The sequence below is a fragment of the Pseudomonas sp. MH9.3 genome (genome assembly GCF_034354675.1).
GTDB lineage: Bacteria > Pseudomonadota > Gammaproteobacteria > Pseudomonadales > Pseudomonadaceae > Aquipseudomonas.
Genome location: NZ_CP133785.1, coordinates 5,646,434 through 5,672,598 on the forward strand (window position 1 = coordinate 5,646,434; position 26,165 = coordinate 5,672,598).

The 26,165-nt window shown below is 55.8% G+C and carries 21 protein-coding genes and 3 pseudogenes; 18 read left to right on the plus strand and 6 right to left on the minus strand.

Translation table 11 applies throughout. The features are described 5' to 3' along the window. Positions 1–113 precede the first annotated feature (113 nt). The 10 genes from RHM60_RS25350 (at position 114) to folK (ending at position 12,092) form a co-directional block, all read left to right on the plus strand. The gene (locus tag RHM60_RS25350; protein ID WP_046035446.1) at positions 114–1,169 is read left to right on the plus strand and encodes an ABC transporter substrate-binding protein; all 1,056 of its coding nucleotides are present in this window, start codon (positions 114–116) and stop codon (positions 1,167–1,169) included. Between the two features lie 294 nt (positions 1,170–1,463). Continuing rightward, complete coding sequence (locus tag RHM60_RS25355; RefSeq protein WP_046035445.1) at positions 1,464–2,213, plus strand: electron transfer flavoprotein subunit beta/FixA family protein; 750 nt, start codon at positions 1,464–1,466, stop codon at positions 2,211–2,213. Beyond that, positions 2,213–3,151, plus strand: coding sequence for an electron transfer flavoprotein subunit alpha/FixB family protein (locus RHM60_RS25360; protein WP_046035444.1), 939 nt, complete (start codon positions 2,213–2,215; stop codon positions 3,149–3,151). Before RHM60_RS25355 ends, RHM60_RS25360 begins: the two co-directional genes overlap by 1 nt. 10 nt (positions 3,152–3,161) lie before the next feature. After that, entirely contained in the window at positions 3,162–4,019 is an 858-nt protein-coding gene (purU, locus tag RHM60_RS25365) for a formyltetrahydrofolate deformylase (RefSeq protein WP_046035443.1), read from the plus strand. Between the two features lie 59 nt (positions 4,020–4,078). Beyond that, positions 4,079–6,529 carry a GcvT family protein gene (locus tag RHM60_RS25370; protein ID WP_046035442.1) on the plus strand — a complete coding sequence of 817 codons (2,451 nt, stop codon included), beginning with the start codon at positions 4,079–4,081 and terminating at the stop codon, positions 6,527–6,529. A gap of 406 nt (positions 6,530–6,935) precedes the next feature. Continuing rightward, positions 6,936–8,030 carry an ABC transporter ATP-binding protein gene (locus RHM60_RS25375; protein ID WP_046035441.1) on the plus strand — a complete coding sequence of 365 codons (1,095 nt, stop codon included), beginning with the start codon at positions 6,936–6,938 and terminating at the stop codon, positions 8,028–8,030. Between the two features lie 31 nt (positions 8,031–8,061). Continuing rightward, positions 8,062–9,342 carry an ABC transporter permease gene (locus RHM60_RS25380; protein WP_322213181.1) on the plus strand — a complete coding sequence of 427 codons (1,281 nt, stop codon included), beginning with the start codon at positions 8,062–8,064 and terminating at the stop codon, positions 9,340–9,342. Positions 9,343–9,345: 3 nt separating this feature from the next. Then, positions 9,346–10,194 carry an ABC transporter permease gene (locus RHM60_RS25385; RefSeq protein ID WP_046035439.1) on the plus strand — a complete coding sequence of 283 codons (849 nt, stop codon included), beginning with the start codon at positions 9,346–9,348 and terminating at the stop codon, positions 10,192–10,194. 22 nt (positions 10,195–10,216) lie between these two features. After that, on the plus strand, positions 10,217–11,275 hold the full coding sequence (locus tag RHM60_RS25390; protein ID WP_046035438.1) for an ABC transporter substrate-binding protein: 1,059 nt from the start codon (positions 10,217–10,219) through the stop codon (positions 11,273–11,275). Positions 11,276–11,312: 37 nt separating this feature from the next. Then, complete coding sequence (gene folK / locus RHM60_RS25395) at positions 11,313–12,092, plus strand: 2-amino-4-hydroxy-6-hydroxymethyldihydropteridine diphosphokinase (RefSeq protein ID WP_052958885.1); 780 nt, start codon at positions 11,313–11,315, stop codon at positions 12,090–12,092. Between the two features lie 351 nt (positions 12,093–12,443). Here the strand turns inward: folK and RHM60_RS25400 are convergent. Next, positions 12,444–12,989, minus strand: a pseudogene (locus tag RHM60_RS25400) (TIGR03747 family integrating conjugative element membrane protein); the annotation flags it as partial. 69 nt (positions 12,990–13,058) lie between these two features. On the opposite strand from RHM60_RS25400, the gene RHM60_RS25405 reads away from it, so the two are divergent. After that, positions 13,059–14,221, plus strand: a protein-coding gene (locus RHM60_RS25405) for an IS3 family transposase (RefSeq protein WP_322212274.1) whose coding sequence is annotated in 2 segments (ribosomal slippage) — positions 13,059–13,311 and positions 13,311–14,221 — 1,164 coding nt in all. Because the reading frame shifts where the segments join, the coding sequence is not laid out codon by codon here. An 11-nt stretch (positions 14,222–14,232) separates the two neighbouring features. Then, positions 14,233–15,705, plus strand: a pseudogene (locus RHM60_RS25410) (methyl-accepting chemotaxis protein); the annotation flags it as partial. Between the two features lie 248 nt (positions 15,706–15,953). Here RHM60_RS25410 and RHM60_RS25415 read toward each other — a convergent pair. Next, on the minus strand, positions 15,954–16,922 hold the full coding sequence (locus RHM60_RS25415) for an OmpA family protein (protein WP_322213183.1): 969 nt from the start codon (positions 16,920–16,922) through the stop codon (positions 15,954–15,956). Between the two features lie 228 nt (positions 16,923–17,150). Here RHM60_RS25415 and RHM60_RS25420 point away from each other — a divergent pair, with 228 nt between their 5' ends. Beyond that, on the plus strand, positions 17,151–17,846 hold the full coding sequence (locus RHM60_RS25420; RefSeq protein ID WP_416195193.1) for a hypothetical protein: 696 nt from the start codon (positions 17,151–17,153) through the stop codon (positions 17,844–17,846). 229 nt (positions 17,847–18,075) lie between these two features. Then, entirely contained in the window at positions 18,076–18,693 is a 618-nt protein-coding gene (locus RHM60_RS25425) for a response regulator transcription factor (protein ID WP_322214668.1), read from the plus strand. 19 nt (positions 18,694–18,712) lie between these two features. Here the strand turns inward: RHM60_RS25425 and RHM60_RS25430 are convergent, their stop codons facing one another. The 3 genes from RHM60_RS25430 to RHM60_RS25440 all read right to left on the minus strand — a co-directional run bounded on the left by RHM60_RS25430 (position 18,713) and on the right by RHM60_RS25440 (position 22,332). Beyond that, the gene (locus tag RHM60_RS25430) at positions 18,713–20,320 is read right to left on the minus strand and encodes a hybrid sensor histidine kinase/response regulator (protein ID WP_322213184.1); all 1,608 of its coding nucleotides are present in this window, start codon (positions 20,318–20,320) and stop codon (positions 18,713–18,715) included. 364 nt (positions 20,321–20,684) lie between these two features. Further along, positions 20,685–21,203, minus strand: coding sequence for a hypothetical protein (locus RHM60_RS25435; protein ID WP_322213185.1), 519 nt, complete (start codon positions 21,201–21,203; stop codon positions 20,685–20,687). Between the two features lie 490 nt (positions 21,204–21,693). Continuing rightward, positions 21,694–22,332 carry a response regulator transcription factor gene (locus tag RHM60_RS25440; protein WP_322213186.1) on the minus strand — a complete coding sequence of 213 codons (639 nt, stop codon included), beginning with the start codon at positions 22,330–22,332 and terminating at the stop codon, positions 21,694–21,696. Positions 22,333–22,430: 98 nt separating this feature from the next. On the opposite strand from RHM60_RS25440, the gene RHM60_RS25445 reads away from it, so the two are divergent. From RHM60_RS25445 to RHM60_RS25455, 3 genes are all read left to right on the plus strand, one after another. Beyond that, the gene (locus RHM60_RS25445) at positions 22,431–24,038 is read left to right on the plus strand and encodes a hybrid sensor histidine kinase/response regulator (protein WP_416195154.1); all 1,608 of its coding nucleotides are present in this window, start codon (positions 22,431–22,433) and stop codon (positions 24,036–24,038) included. A 162-nt stretch (positions 24,039–24,200) separates the two neighbouring features. Beyond that, the gene (locus tag RHM60_RS25450; protein ID WP_322213187.1) at positions 24,201–24,488 is read left to right on the plus strand and encodes a hypothetical protein; all 288 of its coding nucleotides are present in this window, start codon (positions 24,201–24,203) and stop codon (positions 24,486–24,488) included. A gap of 163 nt (positions 24,489–24,651) precedes the next feature. Next, positions 24,652–25,074: a hypothetical protein gene (locus RHM60_RS25455; RefSeq protein WP_322213188.1), complete on the plus strand. Its 423-nt coding sequence runs from the start codon at positions 24,652–24,654 to the stop codon at positions 25,072–25,074. Between the two features lie 213 nt (positions 25,075–25,287). Here RHM60_RS25455 and RHM60_RS25775 read toward each other — a convergent pair. Then, a pseudogene (locus RHM60_RS25775) lies at positions 25,288–25,596 on the minus strand (methyl-accepting chemotaxis protein); the annotation flags it as partial. Positions 25,597–25,631: 35 nt separating this feature from the next. Between RHM60_RS25775 and RHM60_RS25780 the strand changes: the two are divergent. Then, on the plus strand, positions 25,632–26,129 hold the full coding sequence (locus tag RHM60_RS25780; RefSeq protein ID WP_416195194.1) for a hypothetical protein: 498 nt from the start codon (positions 25,632–25,634) through the stop codon (positions 26,127–26,129). Positions 26,130–26,165: the final 36 nt, after the last annotated feature.

Genomic DNA, 26,165 nt, shown 5'->3' on the forward strand with positions numbered 1-26,165 from the left:
GAGTCGCTGCGCGATTGAGCGACCGAAGCGTGACTAGTGCGATGCGTGGAACAGAACAATAACGAATTCAATAAACACACTGCCTTCCTTACTAGAAATCTATCGGGAGCATCATGAAAAAATTAGCGTTAGTTCTCGTCTCTGGCTTGACCTCCTTCGCCGTGTTGGCGCAAGAAAACCTGACGGTTGTCACTTATGGTGGGAGTGTCGCGGCGGCTCAGCAACAAGCCTCGATCAAACCCTATGCTGAGAAAACAGGGGTCAAGATCCGTACCGAAGATTATTCGGGAGGTATTGCCCAGCTCAAAGCTCAGGTTGAGTCAAAGAAAGTGGCTTGGGATGTCATCGATATGGAAATGCCGGATGCTGTGCGGGCGTGTAATGCCGGCCTGTTGGAGCGCATCAACCCGGCGAAAGATCTTGCCGCCGCGCCTGATGGCTCCACGGCGACGGATTTCCTGCCAGGTTCGCTGAACGATTGCGGGGTCGGTGCTTACATTTGGAGCACGGCGGTTGCCTACAACACCAATGCCTTCAAAGGACAGGCCCCCACAACACTGGCTGATTTCTTCGACCTCAAAAAATACCCCGGTAAGCGTGGCTTGCGCAAAGCGCCCCAGGCGAACCTCGAATGGGCTCTGTTAGCGGATGGTGTTCCTCGTGATCAGGTGTACGAAACACTTGAGACCGATGAGGGGCTTCAGCGTGCTTTCAAAAAGCTCGACTCGATCAAGAGCCAGGTGATCTGGTGGGAAGCTGGCGCGCAACCTCCGCAGTTACTGGCAGATGGTCAGGTCACGATGACTTCCGCCTGGAATGGTCGGATTTGGGCCGCACAGGCGAAAGAAAAACAGCCCTTCAAAATCATCTGGGACGGCCAAATGTATGACATCGATGTGTGGGCGGTGCCGGTGGGTGCGCCCAATAAAGCCAAGGCTATGGATTTTCTGCGTTTCGCAACCTCGACTCAAATTATGGCTGACCAAAGTCAGTACATCGCTTATGGCCCTACACGCAAGTCATCCCAACCATTGGTTCACGCCGATATGAAGTCGAGTATGCCGACGGACCCGGCCAACTTTGCGACGGCATTGCAGGTGAATTCGGAGTGGTGGGGTGATCATGCTGACGAGCTGAACGAACGCTTCAACGCCTGGCTTGCAAAATGATCCTCTGAATTTAGCCGTTAAGCCGTGTGGGTCGGCTTGCCATCCGAGTACCGGATTCGGTGGAGGGTAGTGGCTATAAACCAAGCTGATCAAAGGAATTGCTCTCTGCTTGGTGCACTTTACCCGACGCTTGCGTCGGGTTTTTTCGTTTCAGCGCAAACAAAAAAGCTGATCTGCAAGACTGACCAACGAATAAGCTCCACTTATCCATATGCCCTATATAGATCGTTTGTAAGCGGCTATAGGGGCTTATAGCATCCGATTCCAGAGGTTTGGACTTATTCGGAGGTTGCTATGAAGGTGCTGGTGGCGGTGAAGCGAGTCGTAGACGCCAACGTCAAAGTCCGTGTCAAAGCGGATGAATCTGACGTTGAGTTAAGCAACGTAAAAATGTCGATAAACCCCTTTTGCGAGATCGCTGTGGAGGCCGCACTTCAGTTGAAGGAAAGCGGGCAGGCCAGCGAAATCATCGCTGTATCGGTGGGTCCTGACGCTTGTCAGGAGCAGTTGCGAACCGCACTGGCAATGGGCGCAGACAGAGCCGTGCTGATCAAGGCGGGTAGCGATCTGGAACCCCTTGCGATTGCCAAGCTCCTCTACACGGTCACCCAGCGTGAAGAACCCGGCATTGTTCTCCTGGGTAAGCAATCCATCGATGGTGATAACAACCAGACCGGTCAAATGCTTTCTGCCTTGATGGGCAGCGCTCAAGGCACCTTCGCTTCGCAAATCAACGTCGTCGGTGAGTGGGTCAATGTCATTCGCGAGGTCGACGGTGGACTGGAAACCAGAAGCTTGCGGTTGCCCGCAGTGATCACCGCGGACCTGCGCCTGAACGAGCCACGCTACGCCTCTCTTCCGAACATCATGAAAGCGAAGAAAAAACCACTGGAGGTCATTGATGCCGGCGACCTCGGTGTCGATATCGCTCCTCGTTTGAAAGTCATCAAGGTCTCGGCGCCGCCAGAGCGCAAGGCGGGCATTCGTGTGAGTAGCGTTCAAGAACTGTTCGAGAAGCTGAAGAACGAAGCGGGGGTGATCTGATGGCTGTTTTATTGATTGCGGAGCACCACGAAGGCGCTCTCAAATCGGGCACCTTGAACGCGCTTTCAGCGGCGGCGAGCCTTGGGGCAGACGTCGACGTTTTGGTGGCGGGTCAGCAGGCGGGCAACGTCGCTGAGGAGTTGGCCGGATTCGCGGGTGTGAGTTGCGTACTGATTACAGATGCGCCCGAGTATGCAGATCAAGGTGTGGAGAATGTGGCCGCTCTGGTGACCGAGCTGGTGAAGACCTCGACCTATGGCCATGTCATTGCCGCCTCTACGGCGTATGGCAAAAATCTGCTTCCTCGTGTGGCTGCATCGCTGGATGTCGCCCAGGTCAGTGACGTTGTGGAAATCGTTTCCTCGAACACATTCGTTCGGCCGTACTACGCCGGTAATGCCCTGGCGACCATTGAAAGCGCTGACTCAGTCAAGGTGCTGACCGTCCGCACCACGGCGTTTGCAGCTGCCGAACGGACCGGGGCATTGGCGTCCATCAAGTCCATTTCCGTCTCTCACGAGACCGGTCTTTCCAAATTCCTGAGTGCCGATTTCAGCGTCTCTGAGCGGGTCGAACTGACCTCGGCCAAGATCGTTATTTCCGGCGGTCGTGGCATGGGCAGTGGCGAAAATTTCGCCCTGCTCGAAAAAGTCGCCGACAAGTTGGGTGCCGCCGTGGGGGCCTCTCGCGCCGCCGTCGATGCAGGTTTCGTCTCCAACGATATTCAGGTTGGCCAGACAGGCAAGATCGTGGCGCCTGACTTGTACATCGCTGTTGGCATCTCGGGTGCCATTCAACATTTGGCCGGCATGAAAGATTCCAAAATCATCGTCGCGATCAACAAGGACGAAGAGGCGCCGATTTTCCGCGTCGCTGACTACGGCCTGGTTGCCGACTTGTTCGAAGCCGTTCCAGCTCTTGAAGCTGCCCTGTCTTAAGGAGTCTGAAATGAGCGCCAAGCGTACCTATACATTCGCTTTCGATTGTCCAGACCGGGTGGGAATCATCACCCGCACGGCGGGCCTGTTCGCCAGTCATGGCGGTTGGGTTGAAGAGGCCTCGCAGTTCTCTGACGAAGAGAGCAATCGCTTCTTCAGTCGCATGGTTGTTCGCGCGGAGACCCTGCCGTTTGACATCGAAGTGTTGAAACGCAAAGTCGAACCGCTCGCACAAGAAATGTCGATGAACTGGCGGCTGGTCGATAGCGACCAGCGCAAGCGTGTGGTGCTGATGTGCAGCAAAGGCTCGCACTGTATGACCGATCTGCTCGATCGCTGGAAGACCGGTGATCTGGTCTGTGATATCGCCTGTGTTATTTCCAATCATGAGGATTTGCGCAGTCTGGTTGAGTGGTACGGCATTCCATTCGAATACGTACCGGTCGACAAAGACAACAAGGCCGCAGGGTTTGCCAAAACCGAACAACTGATCGATGAGTACCGCGCGGACTGCATCGTTCTCGCTCGTTACATGCAGATTCTTCCGCAGAACCTGTGTGAAAAATACCGCCATAAAGTGATCAACATTCATCACAGCTTCCTGCCCTCGTTCATCGGCGCAAAGCCTTATCACCAGGCGTCCCGTCGTGGGGTAAAGCTGATTGGCGCAACCTGTCACTACGTGACCGAAGACCTCGACGAGGGGCCGATTATTGAGCAGGACGTCGCGCGCGTCAGCCACGAACAGTCTGTCGATGATCTTGTGCGGTTAGGCAAAGACGTCGAAAAAACCGTATTGGCCCGAGGGCTTCGAAATCATCTCGAAGATCGCGTGCTCGTGTACGGCAATAAAACCATCGTGTTTTAAGCCCCCCCCAATCGTCGAGCCAGTTGCCCTGCCTGGGGTGCTGGTCCTGGAGTTTTAAAATGAGCAATACCGTTCCGAGTTCGGCTCGTGTCGTCATCGTCGGTGGTGGGGTTATCGGGTGCAGCGTTGCATACCACCTGACCAAACTGGGCATCAAGGATGTCGTGCTGCTGGAGCGCAAGACGCTGACCTGCGGCACAACCTGGCATGCTGCCGGACTGGTGCCGACCCTGCGCGCGACCTACAACATGAGTATGCTGGCGAAGTACAGCGCTGGTTTGTACGAGGGCCTTGAAGCAGAAACCGGGCAGGCCACTGGCTTCGTGCGTAACGGTTCCTTAAGCGTCGCGACTCACCAGGAACGTTTCACCGAACTCAAGCGCGGCGCGTCGATGGCCAAGCTTTGTGGCTTTCCCTGTGAAGTGGTCAACCCTGAGCAAGCGCTTGATCTGTGGCCGCTGCTGAACATCGAAGACATCGTCGGTGGCGTGTATTTGCCGTTGGACGGTGTGGTCAACCCGGTTGACGTCACCCAGGCACTTGCCAAGGGGGCTCGAATGGGCGGCGCTAAAATTATTGAAAACACCCAAGTCCTGGACATCAAGATCAAGGATGGCAAGGCCGCCGGCGTCGTCACGGCTCAAGGCGATATCGATGCTGAGTTCGTGGTGAACTGCGCCGGTATGTGGGCGCGTAATTTCGGCAAGAAAGCCGGGGTCAACATTCCCCTCCACGCCGCAGAACACTACTACGTGGTCACGGAGCCGATGCCGGAAATCAACGGCATCATGCTGCCGACACTGCGAGACCTGGATTACTACAACTACTTCAAGACCGACGCCGGCAAACTGTTGATCGGCACCTTTGAGCCCAATGCCAAACCGTGGGGCCATGAAGGCATTCCCGACAGCTTCAGTTTTGATGAGTTGCCGCCTGATTTCGATCACCTGGAACCCTATCTGGAAGCCGCCATTCGCCGTGTCCCGGCGCTGGAGAAAACCGGCCTGCAAGTGTTCTTCAACGGCCCGGAAAGCTTTACGCCCGATGACCGTTACCACCTGGGCGAAGCACCTGAGTTGCGTAACTATTTTGTCGCCGCAGGCTTCAACTCGGTGGGCATTCAGTCAGCGGGCGGTGCCGGCAAGGTGCTGGCCGAGTGGATCGCCAAAGGTCACGCCCCGATGGACCTGTGGGACGTGGACATCAAGCGTAATTTGCCTTTCCAGGGTAACTCTCAATACCTGTACGACCGCACCACGGAAGGCTTGGGCCTGTTGTATGCCATGCACTGGCCATTCCGTCAGTTCGAGTCCGCCCGTAACGCGCGCAAAAGTATCCTCCATGACCGCCTGGTGGCCGCCAATGCCTGCTACGGCGAAGTGGTGGGTTGGGAGCGCGCTAACTTCTTCGCACCGGTGGGTGAGAAGCCGGAATACGGCTATAGCTGGGGCAAGCAAAACTGGTTCGAGTGGTCGGCAGCCGAACACAACGCGGTGCGCAAGACCGTCGGCCTGTTTGATCAAAGCTCCTTTGCCAAAATACTGGTCCAGGGCCGCGACGCCATGCCGGTGCTCAACCGGATTTGCAGTAACAACATCGATGTCGAGCCGGGCAAGATCGTCTACACCCAGTGGCTCAATGAGCGCGGAGGTATCGAGGCCGACCTGACCGTGACACGACTTGAGCAGGAGTCGTTTCTCATCGTCACCGGTCCATGGACGCAGACTCGCGAACTGAACTGGCTGCGCCGCAACACGCCGGACGAGGCGAATGTGGTCTACACCGATGTCACCTCGTCGATGGCCGTGATCAGCGTGATGGGCCCTAACGCCCGCAATTTGCTGCAACCGCTGACCACCGACGACCTCTCCAACGAAGGCTTCCCGTTTGCCACGTCCAGGGAGATCGAACTCGGCTATGCCCGCGTACGAGCGTCACGGATTACCTACGTGGGCGAGTTGGGCTGGGAACTGTACATTCCGACTGAATTCGCCCCGGATGTATTCGACCGGATCGTCGCGGCGGGTGAGCCGCACGGCTTGAAGTTGTGTGGTTATCACGCCCTGAACTCCCTGCGTATCGAGAAAGGCTATCGCCACTTCGGCCACGACGTGGTGGAGGAGGACACCCCGCTGGAAGCCGGACTGTCGTTTGCCTCGGACTTCAACAAGGCCGGCGGTTTCATCGGCAAAGAGGCGTTGCTCAAGCAAAAAGCCGAAGGCGTGAAGAAACGCATGGTCTTGTTCAAGTTCCTCGACCCCGAGGCCACCAACTACCACGAAGAACCGATCTATCGGAACGGAGAAATCGTCGGCCGCACCACCTCTGGCATGTACGGCCACTACATTGGCGGCAACGTCGCGATGGGCTATGTCTGCAACGCCGAAGGTGCAACGACTGACTGGGTGAAAGAAGGCAAGTACGAGATCGAGGTGGCCACCAAGCGCTATGAGGTGGAGGCCAGCCTTCGAGCGTTCTACGACCCTGAAATGAACAAAATCAAGTGCTGACCCCCCTGGGCCAACCGTATTAGCGGCGGTCAGGCACGGTATAGAAACGTCATAACAACAAGTCGATTGAATCGCGCAGTGCCCGGAGGTCTGACTCCGGGCCAGGCGCAAAAAATCGCCGGAGACAACCATGAATGCAAAATGCATCGCCAGGTCCAAATCGTCGCCAACCCCGTCGGGTGCGCAGCTTTGTACCGCTCCACCACACCTTATCGATTCCGGGCTCGCCCTGAGCCTTTTCTGCCGAAAGATTCCTCTTGAGTTTGCCGCGTCGACCTTCAGACACGGGCGTCCGTACGCCTGATTGATGGCTGTCCTGTGTCCATGCGAACAAGAGAAACCGTGTTAGCGCCGTTTAAGACGGCTTTGCACTTAGCTGATCAAAGAATTGCAGAAGGGTGTTCACATGCAAACAGAATCCTTTGTGAGTTTTCGCAATGTGCAGAAAAGCTACGACGGCGAAAACCTCGTGGTCAAAAACTTCAATCTGGATATTCAGCGCGGCGAATTCATCACCATGCTTGGACCGTCCGGCTCTGGAAAGACAACGTGCCTGATGATGTTGGCGGGTTTTGAAACCGTAACTCACGGGGAAATCTCCATCGACCGACAGCCGGTCAACGACATCTCGCCACAGAAGCGGGGTATCGGCATGGTCTTTCAAAACTATGCCTTGTTCCCGCACATGACCATTGCCGAGAACCTGGCTTTTCCGCTCAAGGTGCGCGGCCTGTCTTCAAGCGACATCCAGGGCAAAGTCAAGAAGTCCCTGGACATGGTCGCCATGGGCCCGCTGGGCAATCGCATGCCGGCACAACTGTCCGGTGGGCAGAAACAACGAGTGGCCTTGGCTCGTGCGCTGATTTTTGAACCTCGCCTCGTGCTCATGGACGAGCCGCTCGGCGCGCTCGATAAACAACTGCGCGAGCAAATGCAGTACGAGATCAAGCGTCTGTCCAAGCAGCTGGGCATCACCGTTGTTTACGTCACCCACGATCAGACTGAAGCACTGACCATGTCCGATCGCATTGCGGTGTTCAACGATGGTGTGGTTCAGCAACTGGCCAATCCGTCCGACCTGTACGAGAAACCCGAGACCGCCTTTGTTGCCAGCTTCATCGGTGAAAACAATCGACTGACGGGGGAGGTCATCGAGCGCGATGGGGAATACTGCCAAGTGCAAGTCGGCAACCTTCGAGTGAAGGCCGTTGCGGCGAAATCCGCGAGTACCGCCCGTGGTACGAAAACCACCTTGTCGATTCGTCCGGAGCGCGTCTACCTCAATCCAGCCGACGGTCAATGCGACAACCGGCTTCCGGCCAAAATTCAAGAGCTGATCTATCACGGGGACCACCTGCGTCTTCGGTTGAGCGTCGCGGACCAGGATGACTTCATCGTCAAAGTGGTGAACGGCGTCAACCAGTCGACGCCGACTCCTGGCGCCCTGGTGACCGTAGGGTGGCGTGCTGACGACTGTCGAGCGCTCAACACCGTTATCTAACTTTCGTCACCGCTCACACGGAGATCACTCCATGAATCGCCCTGTAATGTCTGAAGGGCCTGCGGATCGGCTGTTTGATCAGCCGAAGGTTGGCCAGTCAATAAAGGAAAGCCTGGACAAGGCCGAGCGTCGGAACAAGTTCAAGTCCGTGCTTCTGGTGTTGCCACTGCTGGCGTTTATCGCCGTGTTCTTTCTCATGCCGATTGGCGACATGCTGATGCGCAGCGTGCAAAACGGCACGCTCGCCGACTACATGCCGAACAGTACAGTCGAGTTGAAGCAGTGGGATCGGCAGGCGCTGCCTGAGGAGAAGACGTTTGCAGTCCTTGGCAATGATATTCTCGTCCTGCTCAAATCGCAGAACCTGGACCGGGTCGGGACTGACTTGAACCGCGTGCAAAGTGGCATGAAGCTGCTGTTGAACAAGACGGCGAGAGGCTTGGAAAAACAGAGTCAGGCAGGGATCACCAAATTCAAGCCGCTGATGATCAGCATCGACAAACGCTGGGGTGAAACCGCAACGTGGTCGCAGCTCAAGGTGATGGCGCCGTCGATTTCGGCGGTACATTACCTGGCGGCGCTGGATCGTCAATACGACGATAATGGCGACATCGTCCAGCAGCCGGAAAGCCGGCAAATTTATGTCGACAACCTGCTGAAGACGCTGGCGGTCAGTGTCGCGATCACTTTCATCTGCTTTCTGCTGGGCTATCCGCTGGCGTACTTCCTGGCCAGCTTGCCGGACCGCTTCAGTAACCTGCTGATGATCCTCGTGCTACTGCCGTTCTGGACATCGTTGCTGGTCCGGACCAGCGCCTGGATCGTGATTCTCCAGTCAAACGGGGTTTTCAACGATGTCCTGCGCAGTCTGGGCATCATCAATCAGCCACTCGATCTGATGTACAACCTGTACGGCACGATCATCGCCATGACGCATATTCTGCTGCCGTTTATGGTGCTCCCGCTTTACAGCGTCATGCGCGGAGTCGACCAGACCTACATCCGTGCCGCGCACTCTATGGGCGCCAGCTCCATGCGCACCTTTTTCAAGATCTACTTTCCGTTGTCCCTGCCGGGCGTCAGTGCCGGGGGGATTCTGGTCTTCATTCTGGCGGTGGGCTACTACATCACGCCCGCACTCGTGGGCGGCCGCACCGGCCAGATGATCAGCAACTTCATCGCTTATCACATGCAGACGTCCTTGAACTGGGGCCTGGCTTCGGCAATCGCCAGCCTGCTTCTGGTGGTGGTGCTGCTGATGTACTGGGTCTACGACCGATTCGTAGGCATTACCAATATGAAGTTGGGGTGAGCCATGAGCCTTCCAAATTACATCGGACCTATTGAGCGCTGCTGGTTTTTCACCTTGCGCGGGGTTGCCCTGCTCGTGCTGCTGTTTCTGGTGGTGCCGATTCTGGTGATCATTCCCTTGTCCTTTAACGTCGAGCCGTATTTCAGCTTCACGTCGGACATGCTTCATCTGAAACCGGAGGCATTTTCCCTGCGCTGGTATCACCAGCTAATCAACGACCCGCTTTGGGTGCTGTCGATCAAGAACAGTTTCCTGGTGGCGTGTGGTGCAACTGTGATCGCTACCGCGCTCGGTACGCTTGCGTCCATTGGGTTGAGCCGCGCTGACCTGCCTTACAAGCGCCTGCTCACCGGCATTTTGATTTCGCCGATGATTGTTCCGGTGATCATTTCAGCCGCTGGCATGTACTTTTTCTACAGCAAGTTGGGGATTGGCCAGAGCCTGCTCGCGCTGATCCTGTCGCACGCTGTGCTGGGTACACCTTTCGTGATTTTGACCGTCACCGCAACGCTCGTGGGGTTCGATCATTCACTGACCCGCGCCGCCGCCAGCATGGGTGCATCGGCGACTTACACGTTTTTCAACGTGACGTTTCCCCTCATTCGCCCCGGCATCATTTCAGGCGGGCTGTTCGCATTCATCACTTCGTTCGACGAGGCGGTGATCGTTCAGTTTTTGGGGGGAGTCGAGCAGCGCACCATCCCTCGTCAGATGTGGTCCGGAATGCGCGAGCAGATCAGTCCCACGATTCTCGCTGCTGCCACGTTGCTGATCATTTTGTCTGTCCTGCTGTTGCTGTCTATCGAAGTCCTGCGCCGTCGTTCGCTCCGCGTTCGTGGAATCACTAATTGATCTGAGGTCTAGGGAAGCAGTTATGAAAAAGATGTTGATATGCGCGGTAACAAGCCTCGCGTGTGTGTCTGCGATGGCGCAAGAGAATCTGACGATTGTCACGTACGGTGGCTCATTGGCGGCTGCCCAGACCAAGGCCGCGATCAAGCCATTCAGCGAGAAAACTGGGGTGAAAACTACGTTGGAGGACTACTCCGGCGGCATCGCTCAGCTCAAGGCTCAAGTTGATACCAAGAACGTCACGTGGGACGTCGTCGACATGGAATTACCGGATGCCGTTCGGGCGTGCAATGCGGGGCTGTTCGAACGTATCAACCCGAGCAAGGACCTGGAAGCTGGGACGGGCGGCGCCCCGGTTGACGTAGACTTTATCTCCGGCGCCGTCACCGACTGCGCGGTGGCCAACATCATTTGGTCGACGGCGGTCGCTTACAACGTCAACGCGTTTAAAGGTGAGCAGCCCGCAACGCTGAGGGATTTCTTCGACCTGAACAAATTCCCGGGCAAGCGTGGCTTGCGCAAGGCGCCACAGGGCACGTTGGAGTGGGCACTGCTGGCCGATGGGGTGCCTCGTAATGAAGTGTATTCCACCCTGGAAACCGAGGCGGGTATAGAGCGTGCCTTCGCCAAACTCGACTCTATCAAGAGTCAGGTGATTTGGTGGGAAGCGGGTGCCCAGCCGCCTCAATTGCTTGCGGACGGCCAGGTCGTAATGACCTCGGCATGGAATGGACGTATCTGGACGGCCCAGACCCAAGAGAAGCAACCGTTCAAGATTATCTGGGACGGTCAGCTGTACGACATGGATGTGTGGGCTGTGCCGGCCGGTAGCAAAAACAAAGCGCGGGCCATGGAGTTCCTCAAGTTCGCCACGAGCACCCCGGTGCTGGCTGAGCAAAGCAAGTACATCGCCTATGGCCCGACGCGTAAATCGTCGCAAGCCCTGGTTAGCGAGGAGATGAAACCGCATCTGCCGACCTCCCCGGAAAACTTCAAGACAGCATTACAAATGAATGCCGAGTGGTGGGGTGACCACGCCGACGAACTCAATGAACGCTTCAATGCCTGGCTGGCAAAGTAAACCTTTGCCTTCACCGCCTTCTGAGGAGTCCAACGCCATGTCGACTTTGATTTACCTCGGGCTAGGGAGTAACCAGGACCGGGATCATCATTTGGGGCTGGCGTTGGAATTCCTGGCCGCATTGCTAATGGATGTTCAGTGCTCCCCGGTCTATACCTCCGCGGCTGCCGGCTGCGTGGGCGACGATTTTTTTAACGTGGTTCTGTCCGGACGCACTGATCTATCACTGGGCCAGTTGAGTGATGTTCTAAAGCATTTTGAGGCCAGGTACGCGCGCGTGCTGGATCCTCGAATCGTCTTGCCGGTGGATATCGATATTTTGTTGTACGGGGATTTTGTAGGTGTTTACGAGTATGGGGTGCTGCCAAGGTCGGATCTCATCGATAGACCTTACGTGATGATGCCGCTTGCTGTGCTCGCCCCGGAGGGAGTGCATCCCATCACCGGTAAAACCTATAAAACGACTTGGCTTGAGTTCGAGCGGGACATGCCTGCCGAGGAGAAACCGGTCCTTGTAGCCAGCGACGGGCTGAACCTGCACAAGGGTGCGAAAACCGCCGAGGCGGATGATTTCGTGATGGCACAAACGCTTAAATCACTACGTCTTCGACAAGGCCTCACACAGCGTAAACTCGCCGAAAAAGCACGGGTTACTTATAGCTCCATATCTGTCATAGAAAAAAATCAGGCAAGCCCTGGGGTTAATACGCTGGGCAAGATCCTGTCCGCACTATCGACTTCACTGCCTGAGTTTTTTGCAGAGATTGAGCGAGGAGGTGCAGAAGCAAAACCCAAGAAGAGAGTTCTGGAGTTTTAAACACATAGGGTTGGAGTGGTTTCAATTCACCAAATCTGAGGTCGAAGACAATGAAAATGGTACCCAGACTGACAATGGCTGATGCTATGAAATCTTGTGCAATGGCTGTTCTCGCAATCCGAACAGCTTCTGGGGAGCGCCGCTCCTGGCTGATTGCTGCCAAAAGTTGTCTATTCACTTGCGGCAGACTTCCCTCGCGCCCGCTATGATGGATTGGAACGCTTAAACCTACAGGCCTGACAAAACGGCGCCATTAACCTTCCGTCCCACCACCATCCCATGCACCGGAGTTCCGTTCCTTTCTCTCTAGCTGTAGCAACCTCGTGCATTACACTCCAGCAGCACGTTCTATCAAAGATGTTTTTTGAACGTTGCCGCCGTGATAGCAGTTGCTATCCCAAGCATCACCGAGCAAGGCAAAAAAATCGTCATGGGATTGAGCGAAAACGGTAGGGATAGGTAAATAATCCAGGGCACGATCAGCAGTGGTAACACTGCTCGCTTAGCGCGGTGGTAGACAAAGCTGCTTTCTAATCCCGAGCCGAATTTGCGCAGGTCACGGCGCATTAACCCATCAACAAAGCCAGTGAGCATGCTCAGTAAGAACAGCGGCGTGGCTAAGACCAGAATGGTCAGGCGCACTACGAAGGTGAAGGTAACGTACACCGCGGCCAGCACGAAATCTTCAATACTCACGTAGAGCTGATTGATCCAGTGCCAGAACCCGTTTCCCTGGCTAGACACCCGGGCCTGATGAGCAAAGTCCGCAAATCCAGTTTTGACCAAAAGCCACTGGGTGAGGAGATCCAGTACCTGGACGATCATCTGCCCGGGTTGTTGGAGAATGACTGAAGATTTGAAGTGCTCGCTAAGCCAGCCCAGTTCATTGATCAGCATGACCTTGTAGTGGTCTAATGAAACCGGACACCCATTTAGGCGAGAATGCTCGCCAGAACGAGGTGTCAGATGACCAAACAACGCCGTACCTTTTCCCCTGAATTCAAACGCGAGGCTGCCGACCTCGTTCTCAAGCAGGATTACAGCTTCATTGAGGCCAGCCGCTCGCTTGGTGTCGGCGAGTCGGCTTTGCGCCGATGGGTCGACCAGGTGCAGCAAGAACGCATGGGCGTGACCCCGCAGAGCAAAGCGCTGACCCCGGAGCAGCAGAAAATCCAAGAGCTGGAAGCCCGAATTACTCGCCTTGAGCGGGAAAAATCGATCTTAAAAAAGGCCACCGCGCTCTTGATGTCGGAAGATCTCGAGCGTTCGCGCTGATTGACCAGTTGAGCATCCACGAGCCGGTTGATTGGCTGTGCAAGGTGTTTGAAGTGACCCGCTCGTGCTACTACGCTCGGCGTCTCAGGCGCCGCACACCGGATGTAGAACGCCTTCGATTGCGCAGTCGGGTGAGCGAGTTGTTCACCCAAGGCCGCAGTGCTCCCGGTAGCCGTAGCATCATGGCCATGATGCAGGACGACGGCGAGCAGATCGGGCGATTCAAGGTACGCAGCCTGATGCGCGAGCTGGAGTTGGTCAGCAAACAACCGGGATCGCATGCTTACAAAAAGGCGACGGTCGAGCGGCCCGACATCCCTAATATTTTGAACCGAGAGTTTGATGTGCCCGCTCCTGACCACGTCTGGTGTGGCGATATCACTTACATCTGGGCTCAAGGGAAATGGCAGTATCTGGCGGTTGTGCTAGATCTTTTTGCCCGCCGTGTTGTGGGTTGGGCGTTGTCGGGAAAGCCGGATGCCGACTTGGTCATCAAGGCCTTGGACATGGCTTACGAGCAGCGAGGGAAGCCTCAGGGTTTGCTGTTCCACTCCGACCAGGGCTCGCAATATGGAAGCCGGAGTTTTCGCCAGCGCCTTTGGCGATATCGCATGCGTCAAAGCATGAGCCGGCGAGGAAATTGTTGGGATAACGCGCCGATGGAGCGGGTGTTCAGGAGCCTGAAAACCGAGTGGGTACCGACCATGGGCTACGCGACGGTCCAACAAGCTCAGCAGGATATCAGCCATTTTTTGATGCACCGGTACAACTGGATTCGACCGCACCAATTTAATGGTGGGCTGCCACCGGCTCAGGCCGAGAAAAAACTTAACGTCGTGTCCGGGATTAGTTGACCACTACAATGCCGCTATTTGTCGATGGCAAGTTCATCGGTGTCGTGGGCGTGGATATGTCACTCGATGACCTGCAATCTGCCGCGAGCGAAGCTCAGCGCGCATTGTTCAATGGCTCGGCAAGTATGCTGATTGTCTCCGACAGCGGTGTACTCACCGCCTACAGTAAGGATGCAACGAAGGTTGGCAAAACTGCTGCCGTTACATTGGGTGAGGAAGGCACTGAGATACTGGCGACATTGGCGCAAAAAAAACCGACGGTGCTGGCCCAAGATGGTTCGATCCGCGCCGTTTACCCAGTCGCCCCCATCCCCGGCGCGCCAGAATGGGGAGTGGTTATCGACCTGCCCAAGCAAGTTTTGCTCGCTGATTCGGTAGCGTTACAAGGCTTGCTGGATCAGACGCAAACCCGCGACGCCCTGAATTCGCTGCTAATGGCAATTGGTGCGGGCCTGGTGGGCCTGCTGCTCATCTGGATCACCGCTTCGGGTGTGACTCGCCCCATCAACAGTGTCGCGCAGATGCTCAAGGCGATTGCCAGCGGCGACGGTGACCTGACCCAGCGGCTGAAATACAGCAAGAAAGACGAACTAGGCGAACTGGTGAACTGGTTCAACCGTTTCCTCGACAAACTGCAACCTACCATCGCACAGATCAAGCAGAGCATTACCGACGCTCGGGGCACTGCTGACCAGTCTTCGGAAATCGCGCGGCAGACCAGTGAAGGAATGCAGGTGCAATTCCGCGAGATCGATCAGTTAGCAACAGCCTCGAACGAAATGAGCGCGACAGCCCATGAAGTCGCTCACAGTGCATCGAACGCCGCCAAGGCAGCGCTTGGTGCCGACCAGGCTTCGAAGGACGGCATTACTCTCATTGAGCGAAGTACCCGCGACATCAACGCGCTGGCCAGTGAGGTCAGCAAGGCCGTGACGGAAGTCGAAACCCTGGCAGTCAACAGCGAGCAGATTGGTTCGGTACTCGAAGTTATCCGCAGCATTGCCGAACAGACCAACCTGCTGGCCCTCAATGCCGCGATCGAGGCAGCGCGCGCCGGGGAAAGCGGGCGGGGTTTTGCAGTAGTGGCCGATGAAGTGCGCAACCTTGCGAAAAGGACCCAGGATTCCGTCGAAGAAATCCGCTCCGTTATCGAGCGCATCCAGACCGGTACCCGTGGCGTGGTGGCAACCATGCACTCAAGCCAGGCTTTGGCCCAGAATAACGCCGGGCAGATCCATCAGGCCGTGCAGGCGCTGGGCAAGATTAGCGACGCGGTCACGGTGATCAGTGATATGAACCTGCAGATCGCGAGTGCTGCGGAGGAGCAAAGCTCCGTTGCCGAAGAGGTCAATCGTAATGTCGCGACCATCCGTGGTGTGACCGAGACGCTGACTGAACAAGCTGCGGAATCGGCCCAGATCAGCAGTCAGCTCAACGTACGGGCCAATCAACAGATGAAGTTGATGGACCAGTTCCGTGTATAACTTATGCCTGTATCGACGCAGCGAGGCGGCCACGCTCGGTATTCCTGCCACCGTGGCAGATATCCACAATCAGTTAACCGCGAGCCGCGTAAGAGAGGTGACGCCAAATCAATTCGACCTCGACAAGGGCATCTGGCTGGGTGCCACCGGAGGTTGTGAAGCAACTCCGAAGTCGTGAGCGATACGCGAGTAGGACCATTCAGGCCATATGGGTTCGCGTTCAGTTCCGCCGCTAGTCTGGAACGCCCTCAGTTCAGTTTGACCAACTCGACCCTGCGATTTTGCGCCTTGCCCGCTTCGGTGGAGTTGTCGGCCACCGGGTCTGCATCGCCAAAGCCAGCAGTTGACAACCTGGCCGCGTCGATGCCCTTGGCGGTGATGGCGACGACGACAGCCTTGGCGCGGTCATATGACAGTGTCTTATTGTGCGCGGGATCACCGGTGCGGTCTGTGTAGCCGTTAATGGCCAATTTCAACGAGGCATCCTGTTTGAGTAACTGCGACACTTGCTCGATCTGTGGTTGTGAATCGGGAAGGATTCGGGCCTGGTCAGTCGCGAAGTTGACGTGCAATTCCACCTTGCCGGTTTTATCTATCTGCGCTTTTAGTTCACTGGCCGGCAACAGACCGGCGGTTATCTGAAGCGGTTTGGTTTCTGCGATGAGCAGGCCGCCGCCAAACGAGTAGCTGCACAAATGAATCCAGATATCGCGGTCGGCGCGATGGATAACGAAGACTTGCGCGGTATTGTTCCAGATGTCGCCCAGGCCGCTGTTGTATTTGAGAGCGAAATCCCGTGGCCATTGCTGGATTTTCTGAGCCTCGTCTTGCGCAATCCTGCCGTCGAAGATCTTGTTGCCGCCCAAGGACGACACCACTGATTCCAGATTGCGCTGCAACTCGATATCGGAGAATGCCTTGCCCTGCGCCGCGGCGATATGCGCCGACCAGACCTTGCCCTCCACCGCTTGCAGGCGATCGCCGGTCCAGAAGGGCACCTGATCGAAGTCGGAGACATCGGGCGTGTTTGCGATGACATATCCAGTAGGAAGCGCGATGTACGGAAAGGCGCCCAACGGCGCGTCCGAAACGGGCAGGCTGGCGGCATTGAAAGCCTTGGCGTCTGCTGCCTGCACTCGTGACGGGGCTTGAATAGTCAGGCCCAGGGCGATGGCCAGCGCCAAGCTTGCCGCTGTTGTCTTTTTCAATGAAGTCATCTTTTTCCGAGCACCTGATAAAACACTGCGGTCACTGGCGCCCTATAAAGCCGTTGCTATCAAGATCACGCAATAGCACAGCTGTCCTATTGCCTCGGCCTTTACCGCTGGATCACAGTGGCGCTGCCGTTAACGTAAACAAGGATCTGTTTTTTGAGCAATAGAGCGACCCAAAAAATTCAATCGAGCACTGCGCGCGACATGCGACTGGAGATTGCCTTGACCGCGATGATGCTTGCAGGCTCTAACTGGACAAGCGTAGCGGTGGGCGCCTCGGCATCATCTGCACCCTGCACCAATGAAGCGGATTTCCAGGCTGGCACCGTGGTGGATTATGAGAGCCGCGATAACCTGTCGTCGGTAACCAGCCGCAGTAAAACTGAAACGTTGGGGCGTAAAGACTTCGCGGGTGCGCAGCCGGTGGCTTCATTGCACACGACGTTCATCAACAACTCACCGGTGTTTCTCACGACCACCTACGTGCAAATCAAGGACGGCCAGTTGATTCGCTATGGCGATCAGCACGGCGCCGGTGCTTCGTTGACTACCACCCTTTACACGCCGCCTCCGGCCACGCCGCTGGGTTTGCAGCCCGGGCAGACCGTCAGCGTCAGTTACAAAAGCCAGGCCGGTAGCGGCGGTGTGACGGTGGGTTTCGAGGTGACGGAAAAGCTGACCTATCACGGCCGTGAGACGATCAAGACGCCGCTCGGAACGTTCGAGACCTGCCGGTTCACCAATGAAATTTCCTCGGGACCGGCATCCGGTGAACAACCGAAACAGAGGGTGGTGGTGCAGAATTGGTTTCCTGTTGAGGGGCCATACCGCGGGCAGTCAATCAGGTCAGTCAGCCCCTCCGGTACGCAGGGACAGGAACGCATCGTTGAAGTGGTCAAGATGCGGTATGAAACGCGCACCAACTAGATCTATTTTGTCCTGAAACAGGCAGTTGCTTTTGGAGGGCAAGGGTGTACTAACGCTGCCAACGTGATGTTTCCATGGAGAGGGACGTTTCTGAATGCCCGGTGTTTCGGATAACTAGTACAGGTGTACTAGTTCAGGTGTACTAGTTCAGGTGTTCTATTTCATAAGTTGTATGACTCGGACATGATCGGTGCTTGTTTTCATTTCTGAACGGGTTGTGCTTCCTGATATGAGTTGCCGAATTGTCGTGGCGGATGAGCACCCGCTTTACCGAGAGGGGATGATAGGGTTACTCGAGTGTTTAATACCTGGAGCAAAAATAAGGCAAGCGGGAAATTTGGAAGAAGTCTGCATCTTTCTGGAGCGTTGGCAGCCCGTCGCGATGTTGTTTATTGAAGTGCGTTTGCCGGGGCTGTGCTCCCTGAAAGAGCTGGCAAAACTGTGCAGGAAAAAAGGCGATACTGCAATCATTGTGGTGTCGGCACTGGATGACGGTGTGGTCATTGCGCGTGTCATGGAGGCGGGCGTGAATGGCTTTATTGGCAAGAATATTTCAGCCGAAGAAGTACGCAGTGCGATCAACGACATTCGTAACGGCCAAGTAGTGGTCAAGTACGCATCCGATGAATCACCGTCTTTCGAAGGTGATGAAGCGATGAGCAAACTGACGTCGAGGCAGAGGGAAGTCTGGCACTTGATCGCACAAGGTAAAACCAATAAAGAAATTGCTGCTGAACTGCAAATCTCTCCGTATACCGTACGTGTTCATGTGTCTTCGCTGATCCGTGTGTTGAATGTCCCTAATCGAGCGGTCGCCGCGGCACGCTTCGCAGGGCGCTATAGCTAGGCCAGCGATTGATCCACGGCTAAGTCGCCGTGCGTTCGATTGACTTGATCTGTTCAAACAACACGCTACGCAGTTCCGGCGGCCGCACCGGTTTGGCCAGCACCGAGATATTGAGTGTGTGCAGCGATTGGCGAATGGCCTCGATTTCGTGTCCAGTGATGATCAAGGCGGGCACCTCGCGGCCACGGCGCTCGCGTATTGCCGCGATACACTCGGACCCCGAGACCCTGGTGCCCAGGTCAAAGTCGGCAATGATGATGTCGCAATCGCTGCTCAGGGTATCCGCATCACCGTGGGTCTCGACCACGCAGCCCCATTTCTCAAGCAGGGCCTTGGTCGCCATCAACACATTGTTGTCGTCTTCTATCAAACAGATCCGCAACCCGTTCAGGCGCTCATGGACGCTTTTCACCCGAGGCGCCGTGACCCTGGGAGCTGCTGGCTGCAAACCGGCAATTGCCACTTGGGTGCCGCGTCCGGGAGTGGAGCGGATATGCACATCGACATTGAGCAACTGGCTGATCCGCTTGACGATGGACAGGCCCAGCCCCAGGCCTTCGACATCCTTGTCGCGGACATGGCGCACCCGGTAGAACTCTTTGAAAACCTGCGGCAAATGTTCGGCGCCAATCCCGCAGCCCTTGTCGTAAACCACCACGGCCAGGCCCTTTGCCTGGCGGCGGACACCGATCAACACCGGTTCTCCCGCGGCATATTTGATCGCGTTGGAGACCAGGTTCTGCACCATGGTGGCCAACAGTCCGGGGTTGATGTTGACCCACTGCCGGCAAGGGCGCAGGCGCAGCTCGACGCCGGCCCAGCGCGCGGCCTCGGTGTTCTGTTTGACCACATCCTGCAGCAGCGCGCCGAGGTTCACCGGCTCCGATTGCGGCTCGACCTTGCGGTTGTCGAGGGTATAGATATCCAGAATCGAGCGGAACAGCTGGGAGACGGTATGCAGCGAGCGGTCGATGTTGTCCACCAGCCGTAGTTCTTCGCCGCCCAGGTTCGCATCGCGCAGGCACGCGGTGAACAAACCGATGGAGTGGATCGGCTGACGCAGGTCATGGCTGGCCTGGGCCAGGAAGCGTGACTTTTCCTGGTTGGCGGCAATCGCTTCTTCCGACGCGATGCGCGTGCGTTTGAGCAGAATATGGGCGTAGGTCGGCACCACGATGGTGGTCACGATCAACATCAGGAACATATAAGGCTGGGCGCGCCAGAACGGATTCAACCAGAAGATAACGATCAGGGTGGACAGCGCGATCACGGTTGCCAGGGCCAGATAGTGTGAGCCAAAGCGCATGCCGTTACCCAGGGTTACCCAGAGCAGCGCGGCGTAGATAGGCAGCGCGCCTTCGCCGCCCACGACCATTGCGAATGCGATACCTGTGTAGTCATGCAACATGGAAAACAGGCGCCGCCAGAAAAAGTGCCCTGGCCAGCGCTTGACCGCCATGCGCAGGAATATCGACGCAATGATGAACGTCGAGATATACACAATGATGGGCGTATAGGTCGCGATGTCGCTGGGGTGCAGGGCGGTCAGTATGACCATGTAGAGCCACGCGCAGGCGCTGACGGTCAAACGCAGCGTCGCCTGGTCGAGTTCGCTGTTCTTTTCCACGCTATTAATCTCTTCTGGCACCAAACGACACTGCGTGCATTATCGCGCGCGGGAGGATTAGTAAACCGTGTACGAAGGCACTCTATAGTTCACCGACATCCTACCCGGCTTTTATTAGTCGCAAACACATGTGGAGTGCAACTGTCTGCCAGATGAAATTGGACAGGAAAGAGTGTGTACCGAAGAGTAGGCCATTGACAGACTACGCGAAGCGGAAGCGGGCGAGTTGAGCACGGGAGCCCCTCATAAAATGAGGGGCTCCCGGGAGCAGCAATTGGCAGTAGGACGCCGTCCGCTTTTCTATATCGTTAACGCCGATCTGTAAATCCCATTAACACTTGGGGCGAGCAATCATCTGTCAGATTTAACTTAGGGTATAACTATCAACTACGCCGTTTACAAATCGAACTCGCAAAAAATCGTAGCTTGACTTTTTCTCCGTTGTCTTGGTTCCGGTTACGGTGCCGACATCGTCCATTACGTCATACGCTTTTCCTACTTTCGCTTCCTGATTGTAAGAGTCGAGTGAGTTTTGGGTAGGTGCGTACTTACGGTACATTTTTAGCATGGCGTTCATGCCTTCTTCGCCTTTCTTGTAACTCCAGTCTTCAGCCTCGCCATTCCCTTCTACGCTGCGGTGGACTTCATAAGGCGCACCAAACTTTTGACGCACTTCTGCGATCGTCGTTTTTCCTTTAATGAGATTGGCTTTAATAAAAGCAGGCGTGTACTTAGCCCCACCCCCTCCAGTGAGGCTTCCAAGTGGATCGCCCATAAAATCCCCAAGCTGATCCCCCTGGCCCGCGCAGCCTGATAAGGTTATTGCGAAACCAAGCGCCACAGCGATATTACGAAAATATTTCAAATTGCTCGAAGTTATCATAATCATAGTTCCCTTATAACGTGTGCGCCCATCTATGCAATATGCATGGATAATAGATTTTTTATACGAGACACAAGCAGGTATGCGCGCGTGTGTCGTTGGATGAAATAAGCTTTAAGATTTTCAGTAATTTAAAGCTATTCAAAATATGTTGGCAATAGTACAGGTGTGCTAGTGTGAAAAGACAAGTGTTGTGCGACTCTACAGGGTAGTAGTGAACGAATCTTGAAGCTCAGCAATGTCTATTTCAGTATGAAGTTATGGATAACCGTTTTACCCATTGTGATGCTGTCTGGATGTGCAGGTTCGCCTCTGAGCACTAGGGGCATGAACCAGCCTTATCAAACCACATACATAACGTTCAAAGGTTGATCGTTCCCACGCTCGGCGTGGTAATGCATCCCGTGACGCTTTGCATCACCTTGTTCGGCGGGACGTGGAGCGTCCCAGGCAGCATTCCCAGGCAGAGCGTGGGAACGATCATCGCGACTCATGTCTCGAGTTTGCCCGCCCACCCGCCGGCACCGGGAAAGTTGCTGAATTGAGCCGCCGCTGCCGCACGGGTGGGCACCCCCAGGGATTTGAGCAGCGTGGAAACATGGATGCGTACAGTGAACGGAGATATGCCAAGTTGCCTTGCTATCTCCTTGTTGGTCTTGCCCGCAGCGATCAGGCCGAGCACTTGCTTTTGACGGGCAGTGAGAGAGGAAAGGCTGGGGTCCAGGAGCGGATTTTCAGGATTGTATTTGACCACCACTTCGCCTTCACGAATCGCCATGATGGCTTCGGCGATACCGGTCGGGTCAACATTTTTGCCGATAAAGCCATCGGCGCCCTGTGCGATGACCTGAGAAATAACGTCCAGGTCGTCGACCATCGACACCACAATGATCGACGTGCGTTTGAACTCATTGCGCAGTTGGCCGATGACTTGCATGGACGTGATACCGGGGAAGCGCAGATCCAGAATCAAAGAATCGACTTCCGCACCGGATCGCGCCAGTGCCAGGACTTCATCCAGATTGCCCGCCTGCTCTATGATCGCCGTCGGTATAAGCCGCTCAATGGTTCTCAGCATACCTTCGCGAAACAGAGGGTGGTCATCAGCCACTATGATTCTGTGCGTCATGCTCAAGGTCCATCTCACCTCAGGGTCGGCGCATCGTAACCCAAACTGTAACGCGTTGTTTCAAATTTGAAACGGCTTTTTCGCGCTGGAGAATCGCAATGAACATGACGGAAAAGAACAGCGAGCTGGATCAGGCCACGTTGCGGTTGACGGTCAGCACCTGTGCCTCGCTGTACATCTTTGTGGTGGCGTTTCTTCCTTCCAGTGACTTTGCCACCTATGTGCCGATCATGTGGTACATGGCGTTTTTTATCAGCGTGGCGGTCCCCCTGCGCATGGCGATCAAGCGCTGGCCGGGGCACTTCTTCTGGCGGCGCTTGTTCGCCATGGCCCATGACTACAGCGGCATCGCCTTCGCCATGGTCGTGGGCGGGGAGGGCGCGTTGCCGGTTTATGCTGCCTTGCTCTGGGTCACGTTGGGCAACGGCATGCGCTTCGGCTCGCGCTATTTGGCCGCGGCGACACTCATCGCACTGAGCATGCTGGTGTTGATCTTCGTGCTGACACCGTTCTGGCGCGGTCAGCCCTACATGTTTCTGATGCTGATCGTGACCACCATCGTGGTGCCGGCTTATGCGCACATTTTGCTCAAACGCACACGTATCGCCTCGGAAGAGGCGATTGCCGCCAACCAGGAAAAGTCACGCTTCCTGGCCCAGGCCAGCCATGACTTGCGCCAGCCGATCCACTCCATCGGTTTGTTCACCGCGTGCCTGCGCGATGCGAACCTGGGCGGCGATGAACTGCAGCTGGTGGACAACATCGACCGCTCGCTGCATACCGTCTCCCAGCTGTTCCGCTCGATTCTGGATATCTATACCCTCGACAACGGCAAGCTGGAGCCGCAATCGGAGCCGGTGAACCTGGGCGCGCTGCTGCAGGATGTGGTCAAACAGAACACCGAGGCCGCGCACTGGGCCGGGGTCGAGCTGCGTCTGCGGCCTTGTCGGCAGTGGGTCAACGTCAATCCCGGACTGTTGAGCACCATGGTCCAGAACCTGGTGTCCAATACGCTCAAATACGCCTCCGGCCAGCCGGTACTGATCGGTGTGCGTCCCAGAGGTAAAGACTTGGCCATTGTCATCTACGACAAGGGCCGCGGCATCGCCGCCGAACATTTGCCGCAGGTATTCAAAGAGTTCTACCGGGTGCGCCATGTTCGTGACAAGGATGTCGAAGGCCTGGGGCTGGGCCTGTCCATCGTCAAGCGGATCAGTGAGTTGATCAACCTGGATATCCAGTTGGACTCCCGGCTCGGCCAGGGTACACGCGCCACTATCCGGGGGCTGGAACGCATCATGCCGCGCGCCGAGACGCAGCGGCCGGCGGCCACGCAAAGCCGCCTGCTGGGCCTGCGAGTGTGCCTGGTGGAAGACGATGCCAACGTGCTGATGGCGACCTCGGCCTTGCTGGAAAAATGGGGATGCGAAGTGGAGACGCACAGCGATGGACTGAACGTGATCACCGACTGCGACATCATCATTGCCGACTTTGACCTGGGTACGAAGATTTCAGGCTCCGAGTGCATCGCCGCGATTCGCGAACAGCGTGGCTGGGAAGTGCCGGCGATGATCATGACCGGCCATGAAATCGAGCGTATCCGCAGCATGCTTACCCATATGAATATCTCGATCCTCGCCAAGCCCGTGCGTCCGCCCGAATTGCGAGCGACCTTGCTCGAACTCACCAGGCATTTCGCCAGGTAAGTTGGTTAGCTGGAGTACGGTTTTACCTGTCTTTTTGCGGTGGTAATAGGTCATCTGTCGTATTGATGTGGCTGGCTCGCCGTCATCCAATGGGCCTGAGGAGAGCGCTCCACTCAATCGAGATTGATTCGGTGGAGCCCTGTCCTGCGCTGTCTGATTGAGATGCCGTTCAATGAAGCAAAGGATGTCCCTGCCAAAGGAAGGGTGGTTGGTTTTGAAAACCGCGCCGCGGCTCGGACCAGCGATCGAGTGATAGAGGTGGTTCTCGTGAAAAACAACATGAAGAAAGTTCGTTCGACCATTGGAATGGCGCTGGCGCTTTCAGTGGGGCTTGCGTTCAGCGGCACGGCCAGTGCCTTTACTTTTGAACATGGATGGAGTTGCCAGAACAAGTGGTATCAAATGGGCCTTATTGAGCTGATTGCCTGCGGGGGGGGCGGTGACGGCTGATTTGGGCTGGGGCCATGTAAAGGAGCACCTTAGCTGTTCCTTACATTTCAACTCGCCAGGGCGTTGCCCGCGATAGGTAGCGTCCTGGCGAGACCAAGCGACAGCACGAGCATTCGTTAATACATTGTCTGTTCTCTGCGTCTATATCATGGAAAGAATCTGTATGCGAAAACCTGCTGAATATTGTCTGCTGGTGTTGGCTTTCGTCGTTACGCTTATATCGGGATGCGGCACCACTGGTGGCCTAGATGAGATCATTGCACGGCAAATGTGGCGAGGGAAAACACTGGCTCAGGCAATAGACTCATACGGCCAGCCGGATCGAAAATTTATATCCAAGGACACGGGTGAGAAGACACTCCAGTGGTTCATGGATGGTTCCTACAATCGGAACATATACCTTGGCAATTCCACTGAAATGCAAAACGGGGTAATGGTCACCACCAATAATTGGGACACATCCGTGCGCAGAGGTACCTGCGTGATCACCCTGACGTTCAACAAGAATGATGTCGTGACGGATTTCGATGCCAACGATGGTAATAACCAGATCACTCACACCTGCGTCAATAAAAGCTCCTATTAATGCAGGCCCAATGCTCGGTGGATGAGTGGCCCAATTACAACTGGAACTTGTTCATTATCTGCTGAAGGCTGGTGGCTAGGTTTTTTAACCCGCCGCTGGTCTTGAGCAGCTCCTTGACTGAAACGTTCTTCATTTCCGCCATTTGCGCCGAACGCTCAACGGTGCGGGCAACGTCCTGGCTGGCCGCAGTTTGCTCATGCAGGGCGAAGGAATCTAATCAACCACCTGCAGTACTTTTTCCGAGCTGTCACGGATCTCGACGATAGCGGCGCCGGCGGTACCTGCCATTTCTACGCCCTGACTCACTTCCAGCACACCACCGCGCATGCTTTCGAAGGTGTCGCGCACGCCGGCCTGAATTTTTTCGATCATGACCCCGATCTCTTGCTTCGACTTGCCCGTATTCTGTGTAAGCAGGCGCACCTCATCGGCCACCACTGCAAATCCGCAACCTTGTTCGCCTGTTCTGGCGGCCTCGATGGCGGTTTTAAGAGCGAGCAGGTTGGTCTGGTCGGCAATGCTTGAATCGCGCTAATGATCGAGGAAATCTGCGCGGAATGCTGGCCCAACCCGGCGACCTGGGTCGAGGAGAGCTGCACGGTGTTGGCAATGCCGTTCATGCTGGACAGCGTATTTTCAATGACCCACCCACCATCTTTGGATCGCTGGGCCGAACGACTTGCGAGCTGGAGGGGCTGATCTGCGTTTTCGGACACGTAATGGCGATTGCAGTGGCTGTATTGATTGCCAATTGCAGTCGTCGGATGATGCTGCGCCCCAGCGTCGTTGCCAGAATCAACGACAGAATTGCCGCCTACGCCTTGCCCAGGCATGAACTCACGGCAAGGCTATTTACAGTAATCAGTATTGAGTACACAATTGAGTCCATCAAGGAACTGCAACGTCATAAAAATTTTCAAATTTCAAAGAGTTGGGAGATGAGTTATGATCCCGTCCGCTGCGCCATATTCGCTTCCACTAAGGCCAACAGAGCGCCTGGAAGCCACGGAAATAGCGGTCTTGTGCCGCTTTTTTCGTTTCTGAAGTCCACTTGACTTCCTCTCCTGCCACGGTTTTCACGTACACCGCTG